Here is a 23,494-nt window from a genome sequence, read left to right as displayed (position 1 = left end):
GATGAGATAGACAAACGTAATCTGTTCATGTTACGCAGAGTGTGTATGTACACTTCTCTGGTATACCTGGGCATGATTGCTTTGGCCTTTATGATTGTGCCCGGATTTAAAATGAATCCCGGGCACATTGCGATTATTCCGGTGCTTGTTGTGTATATGTTCATCAATTCATATACAAGGAAAAGGAATGATATCGTTGGCCCTATGGCAAGCGCTATATGCCTTTGTTATTATGCTCTGATGCTGATCTGTCTGATAGCTGTAGATCTGTCCTATACTACAAGGCCGGCTTTATGGCTGCCCTTGTGTCTAATGGTCTATTCGGTCATCTACATTGACAGGCTCTTTATGTATGGTATCGAAGAAACTATCGCAGTTGTTATATATGCTGTCATTTCATACCAAAAAAAAGCATACCCGCAGTTTATAAATGAACTGTACATGATCATAGCTGCCTATGTCCTTTCTTTGATAATCGGGAGAATCATCCTTGGTGTAAGAAGTAAGGAAGGACTTGCCATGGCTGAAGTCAGAAGATTCAGCAAGGTGGACAAGCTTACCAATGTTCTCAACAAGGGAGCGCTGGTGTCTGAGATAGACAATTACTTCAATCACAGAAGAGAAAACATTCCCTGTGCAATGTGCATCTTTGATGTGGATGATTTTAAGCAGGTCAATGACGGAATAGGACACGGAGGCGGAGATATACTCCTTGAGCATGTGGGAGGCCTTCTTTTAAAGAGCTTTAGACCCTCTGATATCATCGGAAGATTCGGCGGAGATGAGTTCGTTGTATTTATGCCTAACATGAAAGAGATTTCTCTTGTTGAATTCAGGTGCAAATCTCTTCAGATGATGCTCCATGAATTTACCATCGACGATAAGGGCCCATTTACATTAAGTATCGGAGCTATCGTAGATAAAGGCGGACACAGCCGTGACGAAGTATTCAGAATGGCGGATGATGCCCTCTATAAGTCCAAGATAGGCGGCAAAAACAAATGTAGTTCCTGGGTTGTGGATAAGGATACTAAGTTTACAAGGCCGGTAATGGTTTTCCTTACATCACTGGATGAAGAAAATGCACTGATTCTTTTTAAGGAAGAGTCAGACAGATTCGATATTCTTCCCTGCAATGACAACGATGAAGCCATAGGATATATCAGCCAGTACCATAACAATATTAAGATAGTTGTGGTTGAAGTAAATGATGAGAGCCTCATGGGAGGCCTTGCGATCAGATATATAAAGGAGAGGGAGTTCTTCAGATCAATTCCTGTCCTTGCTGTTGTAAGTAACGATGACACCATTTCGCTGGCAAAAGAGTTCGGTGCAGATGCCGTTTTAAAGACAGATGATCCTAATGAAACATTTGCTCTTACAATAAAAGAACTTTCGGGTGTATGATAATATAGTTATTTACTTATAGAAGGGAAGACATAAATGTTAAAGACACTATTATCGCAGGTTAAGCAGTATAAACTTGCATCCATTCTCACTCCGCTGTGTATGATCGGCGAAGTAATCTGTGAGATGATCATTCCTGTTCTCATGGCGGGAATAGTGGATAAGGGTATCTACGGTAACAACATGGGATATATCTTTTCCACCGGAGGAAAGATGATCGTCATTGCTGTTTTGGGACTTCTGGCAGGACTTTTAGGAGCTTACTATGGTTCCATGGCATCCACCGGATTTGCCAAAAACTTAAGAAAGGCCATGTTTGATAACATCCAGACCTTTTCTTTTTCCAACATCGACAAATTCTCAACTTCAGGTCTTGTAACAAGACTTACCACCGATGTTTCCAACATTCAAAATGCATATATGGTTACACTCAGAATGGCTATGAGAGCACCGGCATCTATGATAGTTGCCCTGGTCATGAGCTTTATCATCAGCCCTGAGCTTGCAAGAATATATCTGGGAGCAGTAATATTCCTGGCTGTTGTTGCAGTTCTTCTTATGAGAAGAGCTACCAGATACTTTAAGCAGGTGTTAGAAAAGTACGATGAACTCAATGAGAGCGTACAGGAAAATGTATCAGCCATCAGAGTTGTTAAGGCTTATGTAAGGGAAGACTATGAGAACGCCAAATTTAAGAAAGCTGCCCTTAATATCTACAACATGTTCGTTAAGGCAGAAGGAAATGTTGTATACGTATCTCCTTTAATGACAGGAACCGTTTACGTATGCATTCTTCTTATCAGCTGGTTCGGTGCACACATGATAGTGGCCGGAAACCTCTCGACAGGAAGCCTTATGAGCCTTCTTACCTACTGCATGAGTATCCTTATGAGCCTTATGATGCTGGCTATCATATTTGTAATGATGACCATGGCTGAGGCAAGCGGAAAGCGTATTGCAGAGGTTATCGAGGAGAAAGCCGATCTAACAAATCCCGAGAATCCTGTAATGGAAGTTGCGGACGGAAGCATCTCTTTTGACCATGTATATTTCTCATACAATAAGAGCTCGGATGAACCTGTGTTAAAAGACATTACTCTTGATATAAAGTCCGGTGAAACGATAGGTATCATCGGAGGAACAGGTTCAGCCAAGTCATCTCTTATAAACCTTATCAGCAGACTCTATGATGTTACGGATGGCTCTGTAAAGGTCGGCGGAGTGGACGTAAGGGACTACGATATGGAGGTCCTCAGAGACCAGGTATCTGTGGTTCTGCAAAAGAATGTCCTGTTCTCCGGAACTATTCTTGATAACCTCAGATGGGGCGATAAGAATGCTACTGAAGAAGATGCAAAAAGAGCTTGTGAAATGGCCTGTGCAGATGAGTTTATTGAGAAGATGCCCGATGGCTATAACACAGTTATAGAGCAGGGCGGAACCAACGTATCAGGCGGACAGAGACAGAGACTCTGTATTGCAAGAGCTCTTTTAAAGAAGCCTCGCATACTTATTCTGGACGATTCAACAAGTGCCGTAGATACTGCTACGGATGCCAAGATCAGAAAAGCATTTGCTACGATGATCCCCGGTACTACCAAGCTTATAATTGCTCAGCGTATCAGTTCAGTTCAGGATTGTGACCGTATAATCGTTATGGATGACGGTAAGATCAACGGCTTTGCAAGCCATGATGAACTTCTTAAGACCAACGAGATCTACAGAGAAGTTTACGAGTCACAGACCGGAGTAAGCGGAGATGCTGATTTTGATTCAGCTTCAGGGCAGTAATTGGAGGTAAAACATGGCAGAGACAAAAGAAATTAAAGGAGGCCCGGGCGGCGGAGCAAGACGCGGAATGCCAAGGCCCAAGATAGATAATCCCGGTAAGCTCTTCGGAAGGCTTATGGGATACGTATTTAAATTTTATCCGATACATATGCTGGCGATTGTGGTCTGCATAGTGCTTACAGTATTTTCATCGGTTCAGGGAACTCTTTTTACAAGGACTCTGATCGATTCCTACATTCAGCCGATGCTGGATAATCACAGCACAGACTATGGCCCTTTACTTGGAGCCATGGGAAGAGTTGCGATATTCTACGCAGTTGGTGTCCTGGCAGCCTTTGTTCAGGCAAAGGTAATGATCTATATAAACCAGGGAACACTTAGAAGGCTCAGAGAAGAGCTGTTCGTTCATATGGAATCTCTTCCTATCAAGTATTTTGATACACATGCCCACGGCGATATCATGTCGATCTATACAAACGATATTGATGCCTTAAGGCAGATGATAAGCCAGAGTATTCCTCAGCTCCTCAGCAGTGCAATCACCATTGTTTCAGTGCTGGCATCCATGATCGTTCTCAGCATTCCGCTTACCATAGTTACACTTCTCATGGTAGCAGTCATGCTGTTTTGCTCAGCTAAGGCGACAGCTTCTTCGGGTAAGAACTTCGTTGCTCAGCAGAAGAATATAGGTGAGCTTAACGGTTTCATTGAAGAGATGATGACAGGACAGAAGGTCGTTAAGGTCTTCAACCACGAGTCAGAAGCTATCGAAAAGTTTGATGAATTAAACGAGAAGCTCTGTGAGAGTGCATTTAAGGCTAATGCATATTCAGGAGCTCTTGGCCCTATTAACGCACAGCTCGGTAATACCAGCTACGTACTCTGCGCCATGATCGGTGCAGCAATTGCCCTTTCAGACAGCGTGGCGGTAGGGTTTACCGTTGGTATGCTGGCGAGCTTCCTTACCTTTAACAAGAGCTTTTCAATGCCCATCAACCAGGTCAGCATGCAGTTTAACTCAATCATCATGGCTCTGGCAGGTGCAGACAGAATCTTTAAGCTCCTTGATGAGCCGGGAGAGACTGACGACGGCTATGTAATGCTGGTTAATTCTGAAGAAAAAGACGGGCAGATCGTCGAGGCTGATCACCACACAGGACACTGGGCCTGGAAGCATTATCACAAAGCTGATAACACAACAACCTATCAGCCCATGGAAGGTGATGTTACCTTTAACGATGTTGACTTTGGATATACAGATGAGAAGATGGTTCTGCACAACATAGTTCTTCATGCAAAGCCAGGACAGAAGATAGCCTTTGTTGGCTCGACCGGTGCAGGAAAGACCACCATCACCAATCTTATCAACAGATTCTATGACATTCAGGACGGTAAGATAAGATACGATAACATCAATATCAACAAGATCAAGAAGGCAGACCTTAGAAGGTCTCTTGGAATAGTTCTTCAGGATACGCACCTCTTTACGGGTACTGTTATGGAGAACATAAGATACGGCAAACTCGATGCCACAGACGAAGAGGTTAAGGCAGCAGCCAAGCTCGCCAATGCCCACAGCTTCATTAAAAGGCTCCCTGACGGGTACAACACAATGCTCACAGGAGACGGTGCAAACCTCTCCCAGGGCCAAAGACAGCTCCTTGCAATTGCAAGAGCAGCTATCGCAGATCCTCCGGTTCTTATCCTGGATGAAGCTACTTCCTCCATCGATACAAGAACAGAGAAGATTGTACAGGATGGTATGGACAAGCTTATGAGCGGAAGAACAACCTTTGTTATTGCTCACAGGCTCTCCACAGTCAAGAACTCAGACTGTATCATAGTTCTTGAACACGGCCGCATAATAGAGCAGGGAACACATGATGAACTTATTGCTAAGAAGCAGAAATATTACCAGCTCTATACCGGAATGAAATCCGAGACAGCATAAGTTAGTGGGGACGGTTATGTTGACTCCTCGCAGAGGTTATTTATGCCCCGCTGCCTGGGATTGTAGCACATAATAAAACCGGAGCCAAAGGCTGCCCAGGCGCCAAAAAGCGGCACCCAGCGTACTGTCCTTTGACTCCGGTTTTCTTATGTGCATCATGGTCACTAAGCGGGGCTTGCATAAGGGGTGCATGGTCTGCCATAATCTGTGGCGGATAGCCAGCTTATAACTGCCGGGATATGAAAAAAGAGTACATGGTCGAGGATCAAAAAGTTTTTCTACCTATACGGTCATAAGTAGCTCATGGGCGTAGAAAGCCGAGGGGAGAGAATTTGCATAAGGGGTATTTTTCTACCTATACGTACAAAAGTACCCTGTGGGCGTAGAATGCCCTGAGGTTATTTCTACTTATATCCAAAAAAGTTGTCCTTGGGCGTAGAAAAAAAGAGGTGTTTAATTTTTTACAGGAAATTCCTTCTACCTATATTGTGAAAAGTACGTTCTGGGCGTAGAAAATCTTTGAATCTGAGATTTTCTATATATGTGAATCTAACTTGGATTGGGGTATGGAAAATGCAGAGAATCGAAAAGCTTGATTCTTGATTTTTCTCTATATAACTTAAAAAGTTGCCTTGGGGTATGGAAAGTCGTTGGCGAGCCAGAGCAGATTTCTATATATATGAGTAAAAGTAAGCATGGGGTATAGAATTAAAGGCATTCAAAGTTTTTGTGCAAATTTATTTTCTATATATATCAGGCAAACTCATCGCAGGGTATAGAAAAATCGGCAGACAAAAAGTTTTGGAACTCGCTTTTCTTCATGACCCGCTTAGTGACAAAAAATGCCTTAGCAAATGAATGTCAATGGCACCGTGGAATACCGCAGCACGCATTTTGCGAGGATATGCCGCGAAAGGCCATTGATATTCATTTGCTAAGGCATACAATTCCTAAGCTGCGAGTCATGAAGGAGGGAGTCAAAAAGAACCGTCCCCGTGACTTTTTTACTTATGCCTGTCGCGCAGCATCTTCAGAATCTCAAATATCGCATCAACCAAAAGAAGCATGCCACAAGATAGCATATACCAACTGTTTTCGATATCCGGAGTTACAAGGATATATCCTCCCAGGAACACCGTCACAATGCCTTCAAACGATGACCTGAAGCGGTCAAAGACCTTGGTCTGGTTCCTGAAATTGATAACGTTCTGATATGCAAGAGTAAGGAGCACAACTCCGATTATCATGCTGGATATTACGAAGAGAGCATCGGGCTTTATCATGATAGCTGATGTCAGAACCAGCAGTATGATACACATGATAACTCGTGGCCGCTCTTTACGAAATTCCAGTCCGGAATCTCTAAGGTGCTTGATGGTAAGGACTACTTCATAGACACAGACTATGAGAAGTGCCAGAAATACCACGGATTCCATGGCGAAATCCGGAAATGCAAAGCACAGAGCGGACAGGAATAAGGAAAGTCCGATCCTGATCAGCTGTTTTCTGTTTATAAGGCCCCATATCCTGACAAAAAGACCCTTGGAGTCATCATCCTCTTTCTTGATGCTTCTGGCTTTGTTTTTGAGGTTTAGAGCGTCATTTCCGGCCATCTTCATGATCAGCTCCTCAAAGGCCGAAGGCCCAAGGGAAGCGAACTCTTTTATGGTGTTTACTCCTGTATCAGACATGGAATCGAAGAGAGTATCAACGAATTTTTCTCTGGCGGACATATCCATCCCCTCAACAAATCTGTCGATAAGATCGTTTAAAAGATGGCTCTCCGGAGCATGGTCGTCACACATGACAGGACCGTTTGAATCAAGGACCCAGGTCTGTATGCTGTGCTGGATCAGCGGATTGGCAGAGCTCTTTATGATGATGCTTTCGCCTGCCGGAGGCTCAAAGATCCTACCGATAATTGAGTATTCGGGAGTGATTTTGGTGATCTTGCTAAGAATCCTGTAGATAAGGGATTTATCCAGAATGTCGGGACAAAAACCGGGACCGTCATTGATATAAACATGAAGGAGCTTATCCTGCTGAGAACCCTCCAGATGGGCAGCGGCGTAGAGGGCGAGATGAGCGCCCTTTGAATGGCCCAGGATTATAACGCTGCCATCAGCTTCGTCTACGTGCTTTGTGGCGTAGGAGAGTGCCAGATCCTGAGAGGGAACGTTTGTGTAACTTATCATGAAGTCTTCCTTCCATCCGATGATGGTGGAGTCTGTTCCTCTGAATGCGATTATCGTAGGACCATTTGGAATCTTATAAGTTACTGCAGCAAATTGTTTGTCCTGGCTGTCATAGATATCCTGAAAATCATAGAGACAAATGTCTTTGTACCTTGCACAAGCAGCACAGTATCTGGCAAAGTCCAGATCTTCTTTTCCCGCGCCTGCTCTTGTACTTTTTAAAAGACCTTTAGAGTCCAGCTCGTTTATCGCCTGCTCGATGGTCATGGAACGGCCGTCCTTTAAAACACTCTTAAAGTCTATATAAATGAGTTCGGAAAATACAAGGTTATCTTCAGTTTTAAATTCTCTTTCGGAAAAGGTAAGGTCACCTCTCCAGAGAATATAATCATTTATATGCGCCATGTCTCTACCTTAAAAATAGATATATTTAGTCATGAAAAGAGGAGCTGCAGCAAATAGTTGCAGCTCCTTTATTTTATCATAGATTATCAGAGCTATGCGGATTTAGCCGATAGCTTTTTTAACTGCCTCGAGAACACGATCAGCCTGGAAAGGCTTAACGATGAAGTCCTTGGCTCCTGCCTGAATAGATTCAATAACCATTGCCTGCTGTCCCATAGCAGAACACATGATACAAACTGCATTAGGATCTGCAGCCTTGATTCCCTTCAAGGCTCCGATACCATCAAGCTCGGGCATTGTGATATCAAGAGTTACAAGGTCGGGTTTTAACTCATTATATTTTTCGATTGCGACTTTTCCGTTCTCTGCTTCGCCGGCAATCTCATATCCGTTCTTTGAGAGGATATCCTTGAGCATCATGCGCATGAAAGCGGCGTCATCTGTAATGAGTATTCTTTTTCCCATATTGAACCTCCAATAAGTATTTTTAGTTGCGTAAGAAAAAATGCAAATTCATTTTGAGAATTATTATTGGTACATAATCTATTGTACCACGTAATTCTGTTTGTGAGCGTTAAATCGTCATGCAAATAATTAAAATTTGATAAAGTCTCTGAGAAAATTGTTTGAAAATCACATTCATTATTTCAGTACCGGAAGAGTGCTGTCATAATTGAAATCGCCGTGATTTACAATTTGCCACTGGATAATAGACAATGTATTGTCTGAATTGGATGAGTTGTTTGTGCTATTTGCATCTATGGCGATATCCAGAGACTGATTATCGGTTATTGGTATACTTTCTTTCATTATACCATCCTCCGAGCCTTTAGAATAGCCTGAATTTACGGCTGCGACAAAGGCATTTCCTTTATGACAGGCTTCGTAGTATAGTTTATGTCTCTCGGTAAGATTATTGCTTAAATTGTAGTCAGCTTTTGAGTTTACAAGTGTCAGAGTGGCAAAAGAGATTATGCTGAGCACGGTAAATATCAGAAGGATGGAAGCGCTGCCAATATGAGAGCCACCGGATGCTTTATTCATATCATCTGCCCTCCTTTCCAAGATAAGTGTCAACACTTACTGACATTATGATCCTCTTAGGATCGACTGAAGCTTCAGGAGTAAGTTCATCTAAACCTCTTATATCAATAACTGTAATTTCGCCTACTGCAGCCTTTCCTATAAGAGAGATGCCATAGTCTGATACATCTGAGTAAACCCTGCTTGCATCTTCCGTGGTGATGCTGAGGTTTGCAACATAAGAGGAATTTGCAAGACCGTTTACCTGATTCCACTTATCATCAAAGAAAAGAACAAGGCTTCCGTCACTCATGGAAGGATCTGATGTTGTATAGCTTATGACAGCATCAGGAAAGAGATCAGCCATATCAGACAGCCGTCCTTTTTTGCCCTCAAAAGCTTCCGCCAGATTCTGGGTCCAAATGGTGGCATTTGACAGATTCTCAGTGGTTTCAGCCATTATATGGGCAGAGGCAAAAAGCCTTACGCAGACTGCTGCAGAAAGGGAGAAAAACATAATTGCCACTATTAGTTCCATCAGGAACAGACTTAAGCGCGAATTACTCCTCTGATCCATTAGTTACCTTCCGTACTTCTTTTTGTGATGTATAAAAAGTCTTCGGTTCCGTCTTCAAGTACTACTTCAATACTAAACATCCTGTCTGATACTTCTTCAATCTCAAGAGATTTTATATCCATGATCTTCTGCCCTGACTGTGGATAGACAACTTCCAGCGAATCTCTTGCCATAAGCTCCATCAGCTGGCCGTCATAATCATAGATATAGGTGGTGTAGAGCTCACCGTTTACTTCCTTACTCATGGCAAGTACATTCTCGCCAAAAAGCTCTTTTACCCGCACGGTTCCGTTTATATCGGACTGCCTTACCTTCTCTGTAATGTAGGCACTGGCAATCCTGTGGGAATTGTTACTTGCCATGGCGGAGACATTCTTTTGGTAAATGCTTGCGCCGATGGCGATAACTGACAATGCGCACAGAACAAAGAGCAGCATAAGGCATATGACAAAGACAGAATCTATAACGTGTTTGTCTTTTTTCTTTGGTGTTAATGTCGTTTGTTCCATAAGCTTTTGTTACCTCAGGATAACTGTGTAATCAGGATAAAGATTTGCTGCGATGGGCTGATAGTCTACGAAAAACGTGTTCTTGTCATAGGTAAGACCATAGTGCTGTTCCATATACTCAAGGCTTGGTGGGTACATTCCCTCTATGGCGTAGCACTGGACTATATCCCTTGAAATGGCATTCTCAAGAGACTCCTGCTGCTTTTCAATGGTGCTTCTTCCGGAGTACTCAACAGCCAACAGGAAGAAAGCCACAATAAGTGCAAATATTGCGACTGAGATCACCCTGTAAAATGCAGGAGAAGGTGTGAAAATGTGTTTTTCGTTATCAAATCTGTTAGCCATTTAAGACCTCTTTAACCTATGGTGGTCATTATTCCCATAAGCGGGAGAATTACTGACAAAAGGATCATTCCGACAATGAGAGAAAGAATGATTACCAAAGTGGGCTCAAGTACCGAAATGAGGGAGTAGATCCTGCGCTCGGTATCCTTTTCAATTCTCTCTGAAACCTGCTTCATGGCCTGGTCCATTGAACCTGACTTAAATCCGACTGAGACCATCTGTGCATAGAAGGATGTGAAGATTTCAGTCTTTTCAAGGGCTTCAGGGAAGCTGTCTCCGTCGAGAAGGAGCTCTTTACACTGGTCGATCTTGTTCTTCATGTCATCATCGCCGGTAAGTTTTTTAACGAGCCCCAGACCTTCGTAGGTATCCATACCACTGGAGAGAGTGAGCACCATTCCGCTGGCAAATCTCTCGAGCTCGATGTCGTGCATCAGCTTTCTTGTGGGGCCGAATTTCCTCATGAGCTTCTTGAAATTCTCTTTTCCTGCAGAACTTGAGAAGTAGAGGAAGCACGCTGCGAATATCACAAGGATCGCCACAAGGATAATGGAGTATCTGTTGAGGGCACTTCCCAGGGACAAAAGAGACTGTGCAAAGCCACTCATGCTGGTCCCGAGCTGTGAAAATACCTGCTCGAAGATGGGCAGTACCTTTGTGATAAGTACCAGTACAACGATCAGCATCATAAATACCATGATTAGCGGATAGCTCACGGCACTTCTTATGCTTGACTCGATATTTTCTTCCCTCTCGTAGTAGTCCGCCAGGGATTCCATTACGGTGTCCATGTTTCCGGATTCCTCACCGATGGTGACCATGTGGACAACATAGTCGGGAAAGACCTCACTCATACTGAGGGCTACATGGAATTTTTCGCCGCTGTGGAGAACATTACTGATGGCGCTGTATACCTTTTTGGCGGATGCATCCTTGGTGTCCTGCTCAAGGATATCTATACCGTCGGCCGGCGCAATTCCTGCTCTTAGCAGCAGAGACATCTGTCTGCAAAAGCTTGAGATCTCATAACTTTTTAATTTGCCAAGTTTTGCTGTAGTGCCCATAAGTTCCTCCATCATGAACTCTTGTCAATAAATGTACTTTACGGAGTAATTTGAACCGTCTCCGATGAACTCTTTTAAAGCCTTGTCTTTGGTGTTAGAAGCAAAGGTCGGATCCATCAGCGACCATTCGTTGCCGTCGAATTCAATCATACCGTTTACCCAGCCTACGTCTTCGATATAGGTGGACAGCCATGCGTGATACGCGGTTCCGGCGTAGCCGATCTCCATTCTGGTGGGGATTCTCTGGCTTCTTAGCATGGTGGTCATGAGGGCTGCATAGTCGAGACAGATTCCGGTCTTGGTATAAAGAACTTCATCCACATCCGGAAGGTATCCGCTCTGGACGGTTTCAGCCTCCTCGTGGTCGTAGGTGATGTTACTTATTATGTAGTTGTAAACTTCGGATACTACTTCAAGGTCCGAGTTACAGACATAGGCGAGATACTCGCTCTTTGCAACGGCCTCGTTGGAGCCGGTGAAATTTACGTACTGATTGGGATATAGGAAAGGTGAAAACTCGTTGGTTATGTTTACATCAATCATCTGGCTGTAGGCCTGTGAATACTGGGTTCCCTCGATGTTCTCGAAGATGTTTACCATATACTGGCCGTTGCCCTGCTGAAGAGGAAATACTTCTTCTTTGGGAATGCTGGAGATGTTGTAGGTGTAGGTCACTTCTTTCGGACCTGTGATCTGGAGTTTTACCTTTGGTGAATTTCCGTGGTAGGTTACAACAATGTAACCTTCGGAAATGTTGGAAGCATCCACCTTGGCGTATTCGTTTTCATAGACGACTTCGCCCGGCGCTTTAGGCACAAGACAAACAGGGGTGTTGTCACGGCTTCCCTTTACGCGCTCTGTATCCGGAACTTCCACATCGGGAGTGGGAGCGGGAGCGGCCTGATCGGAGGACTTTGAAAACTCAGCCACCGGATCATCTGCTTCTCCGCATCCGGAAAGGACAGTGACAATACCCAATATTAGGATAAGTGAACAGGATATTAGTTTTTTCTTTTTCCTAAGAAAATCTCTTCTCATAAGTTAAGAAAGTGTTAGAGGCATCTCGCGGATCCTCTTGTAGCCCAAGGAAATAAGGTCGGAAATATTATCTGCATGTTCATCGCAGTTAAGGATTCTTGTGTAGATGACTTCGATAGGTGTTCCGACTTTCATTTCGTTGTAGCCGTGGATCCTCTTTGTGAGTTCAAGTAAAAACATATCGGCAGCAGTGCTGTCGCAGTTCTCGATAAGGATGATGAATTCGTTTCCCCCGTTTCTGCCGACGTATCCGAAATTCGCACTTACATCTTCGAGGATGGTTGAGAATTCAGAGATAAGCCAGTTGCCGTTGTCATGTCCGTTTTCATCGTTGGTGGAATCGAGGTTTCCAAGCTTCATCAGCATGAATCCGGCCATTGGAAGGCGCTGAGGGTTATTAAAGCTTTCAATCAAAAGATCACAACTGTATCTGTTGGGAAGACCGGTCAGATGGTCAAGATACGCCATCTTGTTCAGATGCCTTCCTATAGAAGCAGTCTTAGTCAGAATATAGAAATCAAATAGAATGGAAAAGACATACAGAACAAGGCAGATTCCGCCGACCACAAAAAAAGCAGGGGTCGATTTATCCGAAATCAGATGAAAGATCTCTTTGTCCCTGTGAAACAAAAAAGCCAGGACTATGGTAAGAATACCAAGTATGATCAGAGAAATCATCTTATATACATAAACACTGTTATATACGTTAGTACGTTTACTCTTGTCATAAAATTCAGGCTTCATTTGAATCCTCCATATAGAATAATTGTACTATAAATATGTGCACTCTTAAAGTGCATGAGGAGTCGGAATTCTCTTTTCATAAGTGAAATATTCGTCAAAACCGCACGATTTTGCGATTTCGCACATTTTTTCAAAACCGCAGGCAACTTTTTGTGGCGTGTGTGCATCGGACCCTATGGTTATGATTCTGCCGCCCAGTTCTTTATATCTTTTAAGAACCTCGGGAACAGGATTTGGCAAAAGAGATATGTCATTCCCCAGAAGCTTTGAATTAAAATCAAGACCCTTGTCATTCTTTATAAGGTAGAGCAGTATTTCATCGATCTGATCTGCAAAGCGCTCATAGCTATAAGTGTTATCACCCTTTGGCGCATATCTCGAGACATAGTCAAGGTGGCCCAAAACGTCAAAGTCCGTAAAGAGCTTTATGTTTTCCAAAGTCTGCTCAAAGGTTCTTTTGTAGATGTTCTCGGGAGTATCCCCGTCCCAAAAAGAAGGGTAGTAGGGATCTTTTTTGTCAACAAGGTGGATTGAGGCGATGACAAAATCAAAGCCGCCCTTTTTGACAAAATCGAGGTTTTCTTTTACGACCTGAGTCTGCATTCCGACTTCCACGCCAAAATGCATTTTGATCTTATTCGCATAGAGCTCTTTGTAATGAAGAAACTCATCCCTGTAGGAATCGACGTCAAGGATAAAGGGAAACTCCGGAAGATCGTAGCAGGTAGGGTAGTCCTCGTCCTGGTGCTCTGTGAAGCAAATCTCCTTAAGTCCCTTGTCTATGGCGCTTTTGATCATGTCCTCCATGGGGGCATCGCTGTCGCCTGAATTGTGTGTGTGCATGTGATAATCTGCTAAAATCGGCATTTTGATTCTCCGTAAAATTGAGTGTAAAAGATCCAATTAATTCATATCGTCAGTTTACTAATTTTTTATTATATAATCTAGCATAAATTTAATATTCTCACTTGATTTATGGGCAAAAGTCGGATAGAATTGTAGGTGCTGATAAAAATTTATCAAGATAGATAATTTATGAAACAGCAACTCATATAAAATTCATTTTAGGAGGAACTTAAAATGGCAGTAAAAGTAGCAATTAATGGTTTTGGCCGTATCGGTCGTCTTGCATTCAGACAGATGTTTGGTGCAGAAGGTTACGAAGTTGTAGCTATCAACGATTTAACAAGCCCTAAGATGCTTGCACATCTGTTGAAGTATGACTCATCACAGGGACGTTACGTAGATCTCGGACACGAGGATGACGTAACAGCTGACGACGAGGCTGGAACAATCACAGTTAAGGGTAAGACAATCAAGATCTACAAAGAGCCCGATGCTAACAATTGCCCTTGGGGAGAGCTTGGTGTAGACGTTGTTCTTGAGTGCTCAGGATTCTACACATCTAAGGATAAGGCACAGGCACACATCAATGCCGGCGCTAAGAAGGTAGTTATCTCTGCTCCTGCAGGAAACGATCTTCCTACAATCGTTTACAACGTAAACCACACAACACTTACAAAGGACGACAAGATCATTTCAGCTGCTTCTTGCACAACAAACTGCCTTGCACCTATGGCTAAGGCTCTTAATGATTACGCTCCTATCCAGTCAGGTATCATGTGCACAATCCACGCTTACACAGGTGACCAGATGATCCTCGACGGACCTCAGAGAAAGGGCGACCTCAGAAGATCACGTGCAGGTGCTGTTAACATCGTTCCTAACTCAACAGGTGCTGCAAAGGCTATCGGCCTTGTTATCCCTGAGCTTAACGGCAAGCTTATCGGCGCTGCTCAGCGTGTTCCTACACCTACAGGATCAACAACACTTCTGTTCGCAGTAGTTAAGAAGGCTGACGTTACTAAGGAAGCTGTAAATGCAGCTATGAAGGCAGCAGCTACAGAGTCATTCGGATACAACACAGACGAGATCGTTTCATCTGATATCGTTGGTATGAGATTCGGTTCACTTTTCGATGCAACTCAGACACTTGTTAACAAGGTTGATGATGATACATACGAAGTACAGGTTGTTTCATGGTATGACAACGAGAACTCATACACATCACAGATGGTTAGAACAATCAAGTACTTTGCAGAGCTTGGCTGATTAACCTCAAATACGAAATAGACTTTAACGAGGTCCGGTCCATATGGGCCGGACCTCATTTCTTTTTATCAAACTTCTAAAATAAAAGAATTTCTTTTAAATAAAAATCCAGGAGGAAAAAAATATGTCACTCAACAAAAAGTCCGTAGATGACATCAATGTTAAGGGCCGTCGCGTACTTGTTCGTTGCGATTTCAACGTACCTTTAAAGAACGGTGAGATCACTGACGAGACAAGAATCGTAGCAGCACTTCCTACAATCAAGAAGCTGGTTAAGGATGGCGGTAAGGTTATCCTTTGCTCACATCTTGGTAAGGTTAAGAATGGCCCTAACGAGGGGGAATCTCTTGCACCTGTTGCTAAGAGACTTTCAGAGAAGCTTGGCAAGGATGTTAAGTTCATCAGTGATTACAACGTAACAGGTCCTACAGCAACAGGCGCTGTAGAGGCTATGAATGAGGGAGATGTAATCCTTCTTCAGAATACCCGTTTCAGAGGCAAAGAGGAGACTAAGCCTGAAGAGGCTGGTGAGGCTTTTGCAAAAGAGCTCGCTGACCTTGCTGATGACTATGTATGCGACGCTTTCGGATCAGCTCACAGAGCACACGCTTCTGTAGCAGTTGTTACAAAGTACATCAAGGAAAAGGGTGGAAACAACGCAGTTGGATACCTTATGCAGAAGGAGATCGACTTCCTCGGAAATGCAGTTGAGAACCCTGTAAGACCTTTCGTTGCTATTCTTGGCGGTGCTAAGGTTGCTGATAAGCTCAACGTTATCAACACTCTTCTTGACAAGTGCGACACACTTATCATCGGTGGTGGTATGGCTTACACATTCCTTAAGGCTAAGGGATACGAAGTAGGTAAGTCACTTCTTGACGAGACCAAGATTGACTACTGCAAGGAAATGATGGAGAAGGCAGAGAAGGCCGGCAAGCAGCTCCTTCTTCCTGTTGATACAGTATGTATCGATTCTTTCCCTGATCCTATCGACAACCCTAACATTGCAACAACAGTTGTAGATGCTGACAAGATTCCTTCTGACAAAGAGGGTGCTGATATCGGACCTAAGACAATCGCTCTTTACGCTGAGGCTGTTAAGTCTGCTAAGACTGTAGTTTGGAACGGACCTATGGGCGTATTCGAGAACCCTGTTCTTGCAAACGGAACAGAGGAAGTTGCTAAGGCTCTTTCAGAGACATCAGCAACAACAATCATCGGCGGCGGCGACAGTGCAGCAGCTGTTAACCAGCTTGGCTACGCTGACAAGATGAGCCACATCTCAACAGGTGGCGGAGCTTCTCTTGAGTTCCTTGAGGGCAAGAAGCTTCCTGGCGTTTACGCAGCTGACGATAAAGCGTGAACACTTAGTGAGGTTTTGTCGAACTTAGTGTGAACTCTGTTCTGGCGAGGGCCTGTGGCCCGAGAGCAGAACTTCCTTATGAATAAAAACTGGAGGATTACAAAATGGCACGTAGAAGAATAATCGCCGGAAACTGGAAGATGAACAAGACTCCCAGCGAGGCAGTAGCTCTTTGTGCAGAGCTTAAAGATCTTGTAAAGAATGATGACGTAGACGTTGTTTACTGCGTACCTGCTATCGATATCTGTGCAGTAGCAGAGGCAGTTAAGGGCACAAACGTACATGTTGGTGCTGAGAACTTCTACATCGTAGACAGCGGTGCATTCACAGGAGAGATTTCAGCTCCTATGCTTAAGGATGCAGGTGTTGAGTATGTTATCATCGGACACTCAGAGAGAAGAGATATCTTCGGCGAGAACGATATCCTTATCAACCAGAAGGTTAAGAAGGCATTCGCATCAGGCCTTACACCAATCCTTTGCTGTGGTGAGTCCCTTGCACTTCGTAAGGCTGACACATACAAGGAGTGGATCGAGAGACAGATCACATGGGATCTTAGCGGAGTAACAGCTGACCAGGTTAAGAAGCTTGTTATCGCTTACGAGCCTATCTGGGCTATCGGAACAGGCGAGACAGCAACAGCTGATCAGGCTGAGGAAGTTTGCGGACTTATCCGTGAACTCATCGCTAAGCTCTATGACCAGGCTACAGCTGATGAAGTTCGTATCCAGTACGGCGGATCAATGAACGCCGGCAACGCTGCTGAGCTTCTTTCAAAGCCTAACATCGACGGTGGTCTCATCGGCGGTGCTTCACTTAAGCCTGACTTCGGCAAGATTGTTAATGCATAATAAGTAATCAAAAAGGTGCCATCCCATAACTGGGATAGCACCTTTTTATTTGCACTATTTTTAAGTTCGGGGTAGGCTAATATCAGCCACCAAGTGTTTTGCTTACTAACTCTCTTGAAGCAGCTTCGTCGAGTTCTACTGCATCGTAAACATTGCCTTCGGAATCAACAATGATTCCAGAAACAAGGTCCTCGTTGAAGTAGTAACCGTACTCACCCATGGTGCCGATGAGCTTCTCATAAGTCTTGCCATCGTCTGTCTTGGTCTCTTCTGTTGTGAACATTCCATAGTCAAAAATATCACCGTCATTGTAGATATAGATGATATCGCCCTGCTCGTTTCTGAACATGCAGACATCAATCTTCTTGGCAGCATCATCAGCTGTCTTAAGACCGCCCATGAATACGAGAGAATCCTGTATAGCCTGAAGCTCTTCTTCAGGATTTGGCATTTCATCTTCTGCAGCAGTCTCAGTAGTTTCCTCTACTACCTCAGCAACCTCTTCTGTAGTCTCAGCAACTTCCTGCTTAACGTCTTTGTTTCCGCATGCTGCCAGTGAAAGGCACATGGTTGCTGCAACAATACCTACTACAATTCTTCTGATCACGTTGTTTTTCATAATATCTCCTCCTCACAAGAAATAATCAGTTACAACAGTTTTGAATTCTAGCAGCATATTTTGTATGTGTATAGACAATAAGCGGAATATTTAGAAAAAGTTTATTTTTTGCAACTTTTGCAATGTAAAACTTATTAGTACATGTTAAAATGTAAAATATATGAAAGCACTTACATATGGTCAAGATTTGCAACTTTTTGATGAAATAATGAAGTGAAAATGAATATTGTTTACATTATGATGATAGTGTAATTTACGTAACATAAATCCAAATTGTAGTAACGGGAGGGTTATATGGAACTTAGAACAGCATGTTCACCCAAGGATGAGAAGTACTACGACACAGCCAGACTTCGCAGCGAGTTCCTGATCGATGACCTGTTTCAGCCTGATGATATCAAGCTGGTTTACAGTCATATAGACAGGATCATTACAGGTTCAGCAGTACCGGTTAACAAAGAGCTGAAGCTTACTGCAGGAGATGAGCTCAGAGCTGAGTATTTCCTTCAGAGACGTGAGATGGGTGTCATCAATATCGGTGGCGCAGGAGTGATCACCATTGATGGCAAGAATTACGAGGTTGATTATAAGCAGGGCATGTACATCGGAATGGGAGCAAAAGACATCTCTTTTGCCAGCAAGGATTCTGCAAAGCCTGCCAAGTTCTACATCAACAGCGCACCTGCTCACAAGACATATCCCACAGTTCTCATTAAGAGAGAGGGAACACCTGAAGAAGGCGTTGTTATCATCAAGGATGAGAACAAGAAAGAACTTGGAAGCCTCGAGCAGGCTAATCACAGAGTTATCAACAAATACATTCTTCCCGGTCAGGTTGAGACCTGCCAGCTTGAGATGGGCATGACAGAGCTTAAGCCCGGATCAGTATGGAATACAATGCCATGCCATACACATGACAGAAGAATGGAAGTTTATCTCTACTTCGATATCCCTGAGGATGCACTTGTTATGCACTTCATGGGCGAGCCTACAGAGACAAGACACATCATCATGAGAAATGAGCAGGCTGTTATCAGCCCAAGCTGGTCAATCCACTCAGGATGCGGAACACAGGCATACACATTTATTTGGGGAATGGTAGGAGAGAACCAGGATTTCGACGATATGGATGACTGCGCAATGCAGGATCTTCTTTGATATAGGAATCCAGAAGCAACTACAAATATTTATTTAGGAGGGTATATATAATGTCAGATTTTTTAAAGAACTTTTCACTTGAGGGTAAGGTAGCATGGATCACAGGCGCATCATACGGCCTCGGACTTGCATATGCAGTAGCTTATGCAGAGAGCGGAGCTAAGATCGTATTCAACGATATCAACCAGGAACTTGTTGACAAGGGACTTGCTGAGTACGAGAAGAGAGGCATCAAGGCTTTTGGTAAGGTTTGTGATGTAACTAAGGAAGATCAGGTTCAGGCATTTGTTGCAGCTGTTGAGAAGGAAGTTGGAACAATCGACATTCTCGTTAACAATGCAGGTATCATCAAGAGAATCCCTATGCATGAGATGAGCGTTGAGCAGTGGAACCAGGTTATCGACGTAGACCTTACAGGTCCATTCATCTGCTCAAAGGCAGTTCTTCCTGCGATGATGGAGAAGAAATCAGGTAAGATCATCAACGCATGCTCAATGATGTCTGAGTTCGGACGTGAGACAGTATCTGCTTATGCAGCTGCTAAGGGCGGACTTAAGATGCTCACAAGAAACATCTGCTCTGAGTATGGTCAGTACAACATCCAGTGCAACGCTATTGGACCCGGCTACATCGCAACACCTCAGACAGCTCCTCTTCGTGAGAAACAGCCAGATGGATCAATGCATCCATTCGACAGATTCATTCGTTCAAAGACACCTGCTCAGAGATGGGGCAGAACAGAAGACCTTATGGGACTTGCAGTATTCCTTGCTTCTCCTGCTTCTGATTTCATCAACGGCCAGGTTGTTTATATCGACGGCGGTATCTCAGCTTACATCGGACAGGATCCAGGAAACCTTGATCCTTCCAAGTTCACAGATATCGACGAGAGCACAGCACAGTAATTATTTTTTATAAAAGAAAGGCATAAGAACATGGATAAGATTTGTGAAGAACTTTATAAGATCGGTATTGTTCCTGTAATCGCAATTGACGATGCTAAGGACGCTGAGCCTCTTGCTCAGGCACTTATTAACGGAGGACTTCCTGCAGCAGAGGTTACATTCCGTACAGCAGCAGCTGAGGAAGCAATTAAGATCATTTCAACAAAATTCCCTGAGATGATCGTTGGTGCAGGTACAGTGCTCAATGCTGAGCAGGCTGACAGAGCTAAGGCTGCAGGCGCTAAGTTCATCGTAAGCCCCGGCTTTAACAGAGCAAACGTTGAATACATTCAGTCAATCGGTGTACCGGTTGTTCCCGGAACAGCTACACCCGGTGAGGTTGAGCAGGCTATTGAGCTTGGCCTTGACTGCGTAAAATTCTTCCCTGCTGAGCAGAATGGCGGAATTGCCAAGATCAAAGCTATGGCAGCACCTTATACCAAGATGCACTTCATGCCTACAGGTGGTGTAAATAAGAACAACTTAAATGACTACCTCAGCTTTTGCAAGGTATTCTGCTGTGGCGGTAGCTGGATGGTTAAAAAAGACCTTATCTCAGCCGGCAAGTTCGATGAGATCGAGGCAATGACAAGAGATGCTGTAAATGCAATGCTTGGCTTTAAGCTTAAGCATATCGGTATCAACCAGGATAGCGCAGAGGCAGCTGAGTCTGTTGCAGATAAGTTTGATGCACTCTTTGGCCTTACCAAGAAGGTTGGCAATTCCTCTGTATTTGCAGGTTCAGCAGTAGAGGTTATGAAGTCAAAGGGCCGCGGAACATGCGGACATATCGCAATCGGCTGCAATAACATCGACAGAGCAGTATATCACCTTGGAAGACAGGGCGTTAAGTTTGATGAGACATCTTTCTCATACGATGCAGATAATCATCTTAAGGTTGCATATCTTGCTGATGACTTTGGCGGATTTGCTGTTCACCTTGCTAAGAACGACTGATTTAAGTGAACAATATAAAAATTTATTTACACAGTTATATATGAAAGGAATAAGCTATGGCAAAGAAAGTTGTTACATTTGGTGAGATCATGCTGCGTCTGCAGCCCGATAACTACTTAAGATTCGTTCAGGTTGATCACCTGGAGGCTACATTCGGAGGCGGAGAGGCAAACGTATCTGTTTCTCTTGCAAACTATGGACTTGATTCAGTTTATGTTACAAAGCTTCCTACACATGAGATAGGACAGGCAGCTGTTAACTCTCTCAGAAAGTACGGCGTTGATACATCCAAGATCACAAGAGGCGGCGACAGAGTAGGTATCTACTTCAATGAGAAGGGTGCTTCTCAGAGAGGTTCAAAGTGCATCTATGACAGAGCACATTCAGCAATCGCTGAGGCTGTACCTTCAGACTTCAACTGGGATGAGATCTTTGACGGAGCAGAGTGGTTCCACTTCACAGGTATCACTCCCGCTGTAAGTGACAGCCTTGCAGCTATCACACTTGAGGCTTGTAAGAAGGCTAAAGAGCACGGCCTTACAGTATCCTGCGACCTTAACTACAGAGGTAAGCTCTGGAGCAAAGAGAAGGCAGGCAAGGTTATGGGCGAGCTCTGCAAGTATGTAGATGTTTGCATCGCTAACGAAGAGGATGCTAACGATGTATTCGGTATCGCTGCTTCTTCAACAGATGTTACAACAGGTAAGCTCAACAGAGAGGGCTATATCGAGGTTGCTCAGAAGCTCACAGAGAGATTCGGCTTCAAGAAGGTTGCTATCACACTTCGTGAGTCTATCTCAGCTAACGACAACAACTGGAGCGCAATGCTCTATACAGACGGAGAGGCTTACTTCTCCAAGAAGTATGCACTTCACATTGTTGACCGTGTAGGCGGCGGAGATTCCTTCGGCGGCGGGCTTATCTACAGCTGCGTAAACGGATTCGGACCTCAGGAGACAATCGAGTTTGCTGTAGCTGCTTCAGCTCTTAAGCACTCCATCGAGGGCGACTTCAACCTTGTAACAGTTGATGAGGTTAAGAAGCTTGCAGGCGGAGACGGCTCAGGACGTATCCAGAGATAATCAAAATAAAAATTAAAAAAACATTAAAAAGCGTCATCTGTATTTCACACAGAGGCGCTTTTTTTGTATAATTTAATATGCAGAAGAATGCGAGGTTTTTATGAAACTGGACAAGACTACAGAAACACTGCTGGTATTTCTTGCAGCGTTTGTCACGCTGATAACTGCATATTTGGTTGAACAGGTATGTGCAGACAATAATGTATCTTCAGAGTACGCCATCGATATGAGCCTTACGGGAGCAAGGCTTTCTGATGGTGTCTATGCTTCTGTGGCCAAATCCGAGGAAAATGTAACCAGAAACCGATATATCGCTAAGTATGAGTTTGAGATTCATAACGATAGCAATGTCAATATCAGCAACTGGGCTGCATACATAACAGTTCCAAAGGACACCGAGATAACCAATTTCTGGGGAGTTGAGGCCAACATAGAAAAAGGAAGGCTAATATTTGCCCCTGAGTTTTATAATCTCTCTTTTTCCAAGGGGGACAGCTTAAGCTTTGGAGTAGTACTAAGCACCCAGAAGAGCTTTTATCCGGAACAGATCAGCTTCAGGGGCTACAAGAGCGGAAATTCAGGAGGCGTATTTACCAAGATACTTTATGGTGCTTTCATTATCTGGGCAGCTCTTTTTGTAGGCTTCTTTGTATCAAACTTCAATCTTAAGAACTACCGCGAGAAGCAGAAGAATGACGTGCGTATCATCCTTCAGTCCATGAATACCTTCATCAGTTTCATTGATGCAAAAGACCCTTACACCAGGGGTCATTCCAGAAGAGTGGCCATGTATGCTGCAGAGATCGCAAAGAGAATGCGCCTGTCTGAAGATGAAGTGCAGAATATTTACTATGCTGGACTTCTCCACGACGCAGGAAAACTTAGCGTTCCCGATGCTGTGCTGAATAAGCCCGGAAAGCTCACAGACGAAGAGAGAAAGCTCATTCAGGACCACACTGTGGCCGGTGGAAAGATGCTTAAGCAGCTGTCATCTCTTCGAGGCATCAGAGAGACAGCTCTTTATCATCATGAGAGATATGACGGAACCGGTTATCCTGAGGGCCTAAAAGGTGATACCATTCCGCTTTATGCAAGGATTGTCGGTGTTGCAGACTCCTATGACGCAATGTCCAGTAACAGAGTATATAGAAGACACCTTAACAAGGATGAGATTATAGAGGAGATCCAGCAAGGCTCCGGAACTCAGTTTGATCCAAACATCGTTCCTTACATGGTGGACATGATCAACGACGGATATGTAAACGTAGTTAAGATGGAAACTGCAGACAATGACGCCGGCAGAAGCGACTTCCATCTGACGGAAGACGACATCCCCGGCGTCTATATGGGATTCTGATT

Annotated in this window: 22 protein-coding genes; 11 read left to right on the top strand and 11 right to left on the bottom strand. The window is 43.9% G+C overall.

What is annotated here, in order from left to right; genetic code table 11:
• The first annotated feature begins 27 nt into the window (after positions 1 to 27).
• The 3 genes from G633_RS0108125 to G633_RS0108115 are packed head-to-tail and all read left to right on the top strand — an operon-like array spanning position 28 to position 5,149.
• Positions 28 to 1,407: a GGDEF domain-containing protein gene (locus G633_RS0108125; protein WP_196804246.1), complete on the top strand. Its 1,380-nt coding sequence runs from the start codon at positions 28 to 30 to the stop codon at positions 1,405 to 1,407.
• A gap of 36 nt (positions 1,408 to 1,443) precedes the next feature.
• Positions 1,444 to 3,198, top strand: coding sequence for an ABC transporter ATP-binding protein (locus G633_RS0108120; RefSeq protein WP_026519622.1), 1,755 nt, complete (start codon positions 1,444 to 1,446; stop codon positions 3,196 to 3,198).
• 13 nt (positions 3,199 to 3,211) lie between these two features.
• Complete coding sequence (locus G633_RS0108115; protein WP_026519621.1) at positions 3,212 to 5,149, top strand: ABC transporter ATP-binding protein; 1,938 nt, start codon at positions 3,212 to 3,214, stop codon at positions 5,147 to 5,149.
• A 1,004-nt stretch (positions 5,150 to 6,153) separates the two neighbouring features.
• On the opposite strand, the gene G633_RS0108110 is transcribed toward G633_RS0108115, so the two are convergent.
• The 10 genes from G633_RS0108110 to G633_RS0108065 all read right to left on the bottom strand — a co-directional run bounded on the left by G633_RS0108110 (position 6,154) and on the right by G633_RS0108065 (position 13,916).
• Positions 6,154 to 7,749, bottom strand: a complete 1,596-nt coding sequence (locus tag G633_RS0108110; RefSeq protein ID WP_022769523.1) for an Mbeg1-like protein — start codon at positions 7,747 to 7,749, stop codon at positions 6,154 to 6,156.
• 102 nt (positions 7,750 to 7,851) lie between these two features.
• The gene (locus G633_RS0108105; RefSeq protein ID WP_022764589.1) at positions 7,852 to 8,214 is read right to left on the bottom strand and encodes a response regulator; all 363 of its coding nucleotides are present in this window, start codon (positions 8,212 to 8,214) and stop codon (positions 7,852 to 7,854) included.
• Between the two features lie 177 nt (positions 8,215 to 8,391).
• The gene (locus G633_RS0108100; RefSeq protein ID WP_022769524.1) at positions 8,392 to 8,793 is read right to left on the bottom strand and encodes a hypothetical protein; all 402 of its coding nucleotides are present in this window, start codon (positions 8,791 to 8,793) and stop codon (positions 8,392 to 8,394) included.
• A 1-nt stretch (position 8,794) separates the two neighbouring features.
• Entirely contained in the window at positions 8,795 to 9,349 is a 555-nt protein-coding gene (locus G633_RS0108095) for a hypothetical protein (protein ID WP_022769525.1), read from the bottom strand.
• Positions 9,349 to 9,858 (bottom strand): DUF4860 domain-containing protein, encoded by a 510-nt coding sequence (locus G633_RS0108090; protein ID WP_022769527.1) that lies wholly within the window; start codon positions 9,856 to 9,858, stop codon positions 9,349 to 9,351. Before G633_RS0108090 ends, G633_RS0108095 begins: the two co-directional genes overlap by 1 nt.
• A gap of 9 nt (positions 9,859 to 9,867) precedes the next feature.
• Positions 9,868 to 10,203 (bottom strand): hypothetical protein, encoded by a 336-nt coding sequence (locus G633_RS0108085; RefSeq protein ID WP_022769528.1) that lies wholly within the window; start codon positions 10,201 to 10,203, stop codon positions 9,868 to 9,870.
• Positions 10,204 to 10,214: 11 nt separating this feature from the next.
• Entirely contained in the window at positions 10,215 to 11,267 is a 1,053-nt protein-coding gene (locus G633_RS0108080; RefSeq protein WP_022769530.1) for a type II secretion system F family protein, read from the bottom strand.
• 24 nt (positions 11,268 to 11,291) lie between these two features.
• The gene (locus G633_RS17805) at positions 11,292 to 12,245 is read right to left on the bottom strand and encodes a transglutaminase-like domain-containing protein (RefSeq protein WP_242838848.1); all 954 of its coding nucleotides are present in this window, start codon (positions 12,243 to 12,245) and stop codon (positions 11,292 to 11,294) included.
• Positions 12,246 to 12,308: 63 nt separating this feature from the next.
• Positions 12,309 to 13,049, bottom strand: a complete 741-nt coding sequence (locus G633_RS0108070) for a GGDEF domain-containing protein (protein WP_022769532.1) — start codon at positions 13,047 to 13,049, stop codon at positions 12,309 to 12,311.
• Positions 13,050 to 13,094: 45 nt separating this feature from the next.
• Positions 13,095 to 13,916: a histidinol-phosphatase HisJ family protein gene (locus G633_RS0108065; RefSeq protein ID WP_022769534.1), complete on the bottom strand. Its 822-nt coding sequence runs from the start codon at positions 13,914 to 13,916 to the stop codon at positions 13,095 to 13,097.
• 213 nt (positions 13,917 to 14,129) lie between these two features.
• Between G633_RS0108065 and gap the strand changes: the two genes are divergently transcribed.
• From gap to tpiA, 3 genes are all read left to right on the top strand, one after another.
• Positions 14,130 to 15,161 carry a type I glyceraldehyde-3-phosphate dehydrogenase gene (gene gap, locus G633_RS0108060; RefSeq protein WP_022769535.1) on the top strand — a complete coding sequence of 344 codons (1,032 nt, stop codon included), beginning with the start codon at positions 14,130 to 14,132 and terminating at the stop codon, positions 15,159 to 15,161.
• A gap of 124 nt (positions 15,162 to 15,285) precedes the next feature.
• A complete protein-coding gene (locus G633_RS0108055) occupies positions 15,286 to 16,524 on the top strand; it encodes a phosphoglycerate kinase (protein WP_022769536.1) in 1,239 nt (412 codons plus the stop codon).
• A gap of 104 nt (positions 16,525 to 16,628) precedes the next feature.
• On the top strand, positions 16,629 to 17,375 hold the full coding sequence (gene tpiA / locus G633_RS0108050) for a triose-phosphate isomerase (RefSeq protein WP_026519619.1): 747 nt from the start codon (positions 16,629 to 16,631) through the stop codon (positions 17,373 to 17,375).
• 82 nt (positions 17,376 to 17,457) lie between these two features.
• Here tpiA and G633_RS0108045 read toward each other — a convergent pair whose 3' ends face one another.
• Positions 17,458 to 17,994 (bottom strand): hypothetical protein, encoded by a 537-nt coding sequence (locus G633_RS0108045; protein WP_026519618.1) that lies wholly within the window; start codon positions 17,992 to 17,994, stop codon positions 17,458 to 17,460.
• Between the two features lie 294 nt (positions 17,995 to 18,288).
• On the opposite strand from G633_RS0108045, the gene kduI reads away from it, so the two are divergent.
• The 5 genes from kduI to G633_RS19240 all read left to right on the top strand — a co-directional run bounded on the left by kduI (position 18,289) and on the right by G633_RS19240 (position 23,492).
• Positions 18,289 to 19,152, top strand: a complete 864-nt coding sequence (kduI, locus tag G633_RS0108040; RefSeq protein WP_026519617.1) for a 5-dehydro-4-deoxy-D-glucuronate isomerase — start codon at positions 18,289 to 18,291, stop codon at positions 19,150 to 19,152.
• A gap of 50 nt (positions 19,153 to 19,202) precedes the next feature.
• Positions 19,203 to 20,057 (top strand): gluconate 5-dehydrogenase, encoded by an 855-nt coding sequence (locus G633_RS0108035; RefSeq protein WP_022769542.1) that lies wholly within the window; start codon positions 19,203 to 19,205, stop codon positions 20,055 to 20,057.
• Between the two features lie 30 nt (positions 20,058 to 20,087).
• Positions 20,088 to 21,053 (top strand): bifunctional 4-hydroxy-2-oxoglutarate aldolase/2-dehydro-3-deoxy-phosphogluconate aldolase, encoded by a 966-nt coding sequence (locus G633_RS0108030; protein WP_026519616.1) that lies wholly within the window; start codon positions 20,088 to 20,090, stop codon positions 21,051 to 21,053.
• Positions 21,054 to 21,109: 56 nt separating this feature from the next.
• The gene (locus tag G633_RS0108025; protein WP_022769545.1) at positions 21,110 to 22,135 is read left to right on the top strand and encodes a sugar kinase; all 1,026 of its coding nucleotides are present in this window, start codon (positions 21,110 to 21,112) and stop codon (positions 22,133 to 22,135) included.
• 100 nt (positions 22,136 to 22,235) lie between these two features.
• On the top strand, positions 22,236 to 23,492 hold the full coding sequence (locus G633_RS19240; RefSeq protein WP_051200050.1) for an HD domain-containing phosphohydrolase: 1,257 nt from the start codon (positions 22,236 to 22,238) through the stop codon (positions 23,490 to 23,492).
• Positions 23,493 to 23,494 lie beyond the last annotated feature (2 nt).

The organism is Butyrivibrio sp. FCS006 (genome assembly GCF_000424525.1).
Taxonomy (GTDB): domain Bacteria; phylum Bacillota; class Clostridia; order Lachnospirales; family Lachnospiraceae; genus Butyrivibrio.
The sequence above is the reverse complement of the archived record's forward strand: the minus strand, read 5'-3'. Positions and strand labels throughout refer to the sequence as shown.

What these genes read in the sequence shown, in the direction of transcription:
- G633_RS0108125 (WP_196804246.1), top strand. Translation starts at nt 28, where the DNA reads ATGTTACGCAGAGTGTGTATGTACACTTCTCTGGTATACCTGGGCATG.
- G633_RS0108120 (WP_026519622.1), top strand. Translation starts at nt 1,444, where the DNA reads ATGTTAAAGACACTATTATCGCAGGTTAAGCAGTATAAACTTGCATCC.
- G633_RS0108115 (WP_026519621.1), top strand. Translation starts at nt 3,212, where the DNA reads ATGGCAGAGACAAAAGAAATTAAAGGAGGCCCGGGCGGCGGAGCAAGA.
- G633_RS0108110 (WP_022769523.1), bottom strand. Translation starts at nt 7,749, where the DNA reads ATGGCGCATATAAATGATTATATTCTCTGGAGAGGTGACCTTACCTTT.
- G633_RS0108105 (WP_022764589.1), bottom strand. Translation starts at nt 8,214, where the DNA reads ATGGGAAAAAGAATACTCATTACAGATGACGCCGCTTTCATGCGCATG.
- G633_RS0108100 (WP_022769524.1), bottom strand. Translation starts at nt 8,793, where the DNA reads ATGAATAAAGCATCCGGTGGCTCTCATATTGGCAGCGCTTCCATCCTT.
- G633_RS0108095 (WP_022769525.1), bottom strand. Translation starts at nt 9,349, where the DNA reads ATGGATCAGAGGAGTAATTCGCGCTTAAGTCTGTTCCTGATGGAACTA.
- G633_RS0108090 (WP_022769527.1), bottom strand. Translation starts at nt 9,858, where the DNA reads ATGGAACAAACGACATTAACACCAAAGAAAAAAGACAAACACGTTATA.
- G633_RS0108085 (WP_022769528.1), bottom strand. Translation starts at nt 10,203, where the DNA reads ATGGCTAACAGATTTGATAACGAAAAACACATTTTCACACCTTCTCCT.
- G633_RS0108080 (WP_022769530.1), bottom strand. Translation starts at nt 11,267, where the DNA reads ATGGGCACTACAGCAAAACTTGGCAAATTAAAAAGTTATGAGATCTCA.
- G633_RS0108070 (WP_022769532.1), bottom strand. Translation starts at nt 13,049, where the DNA reads ATGAAGCCTGAATTTTATGACAAGAGTAAACGTACTAACGTATATAAC.
- G633_RS0108065 (WP_022769534.1), bottom strand. Translation starts at nt 13,916, where the DNA reads ATGCCGATTTTAGCAGATTATCACATGCACACACACAATTCAGGCGAC.
- gap (WP_022769535.1), top strand. Translation starts at nt 14,130, where the DNA reads ATGGCAGTAAAAGTAGCAATTAATGGTTTTGGCCGTATCGGTCGTCTT.
- G633_RS0108055 (WP_022769536.1), top strand. Translation starts at nt 15,286, where the DNA reads ATGTCACTCAACAAAAAGTCCGTAGATGACATCAATGTTAAGGGCCGT.
- tpiA (WP_026519619.1), top strand. Translation starts at nt 16,629, where the DNA reads ATGGCACGTAGAAGAATAATCGCCGGAAACTGGAAGATGAACAAGACT.
- G633_RS0108045 (WP_026519618.1), bottom strand. Translation starts at nt 17,994, where the DNA reads ATGAAAAACAACGTGATCAGAAGAATTGTAGTAGGTATTGTTGCAGCA.
- kduI (WP_026519617.1), top strand. Translation starts at nt 18,289, where the DNA reads ATGGAACTTAGAACAGCATGTTCACCCAAGGATGAGAAGTACTACGAC.
- G633_RS0108035 (WP_022769542.1), top strand. Translation starts at nt 19,203, where the DNA reads ATGTCAGATTTTTTAAAGAACTTTTCACTTGAGGGTAAGGTAGCATGG.
- G633_RS0108030 (WP_026519616.1), top strand. Translation starts at nt 20,088, where the DNA reads ATGGATAAGATTTGTGAAGAACTTTATAAGATCGGTATTGTTCCTGTA.
- G633_RS0108025 (WP_022769545.1), top strand. Translation starts at nt 21,110, where the DNA reads ATGGCAAAGAAAGTTGTTACATTTGGTGAGATCATGCTGCGTCTGCAG.
- G633_RS19240 (WP_051200050.1), top strand. Translation starts at nt 22,236, where the DNA reads ATGAAACTGGACAAGACTACAGAAACACTGCTGGTATTTCTTGCAGCG.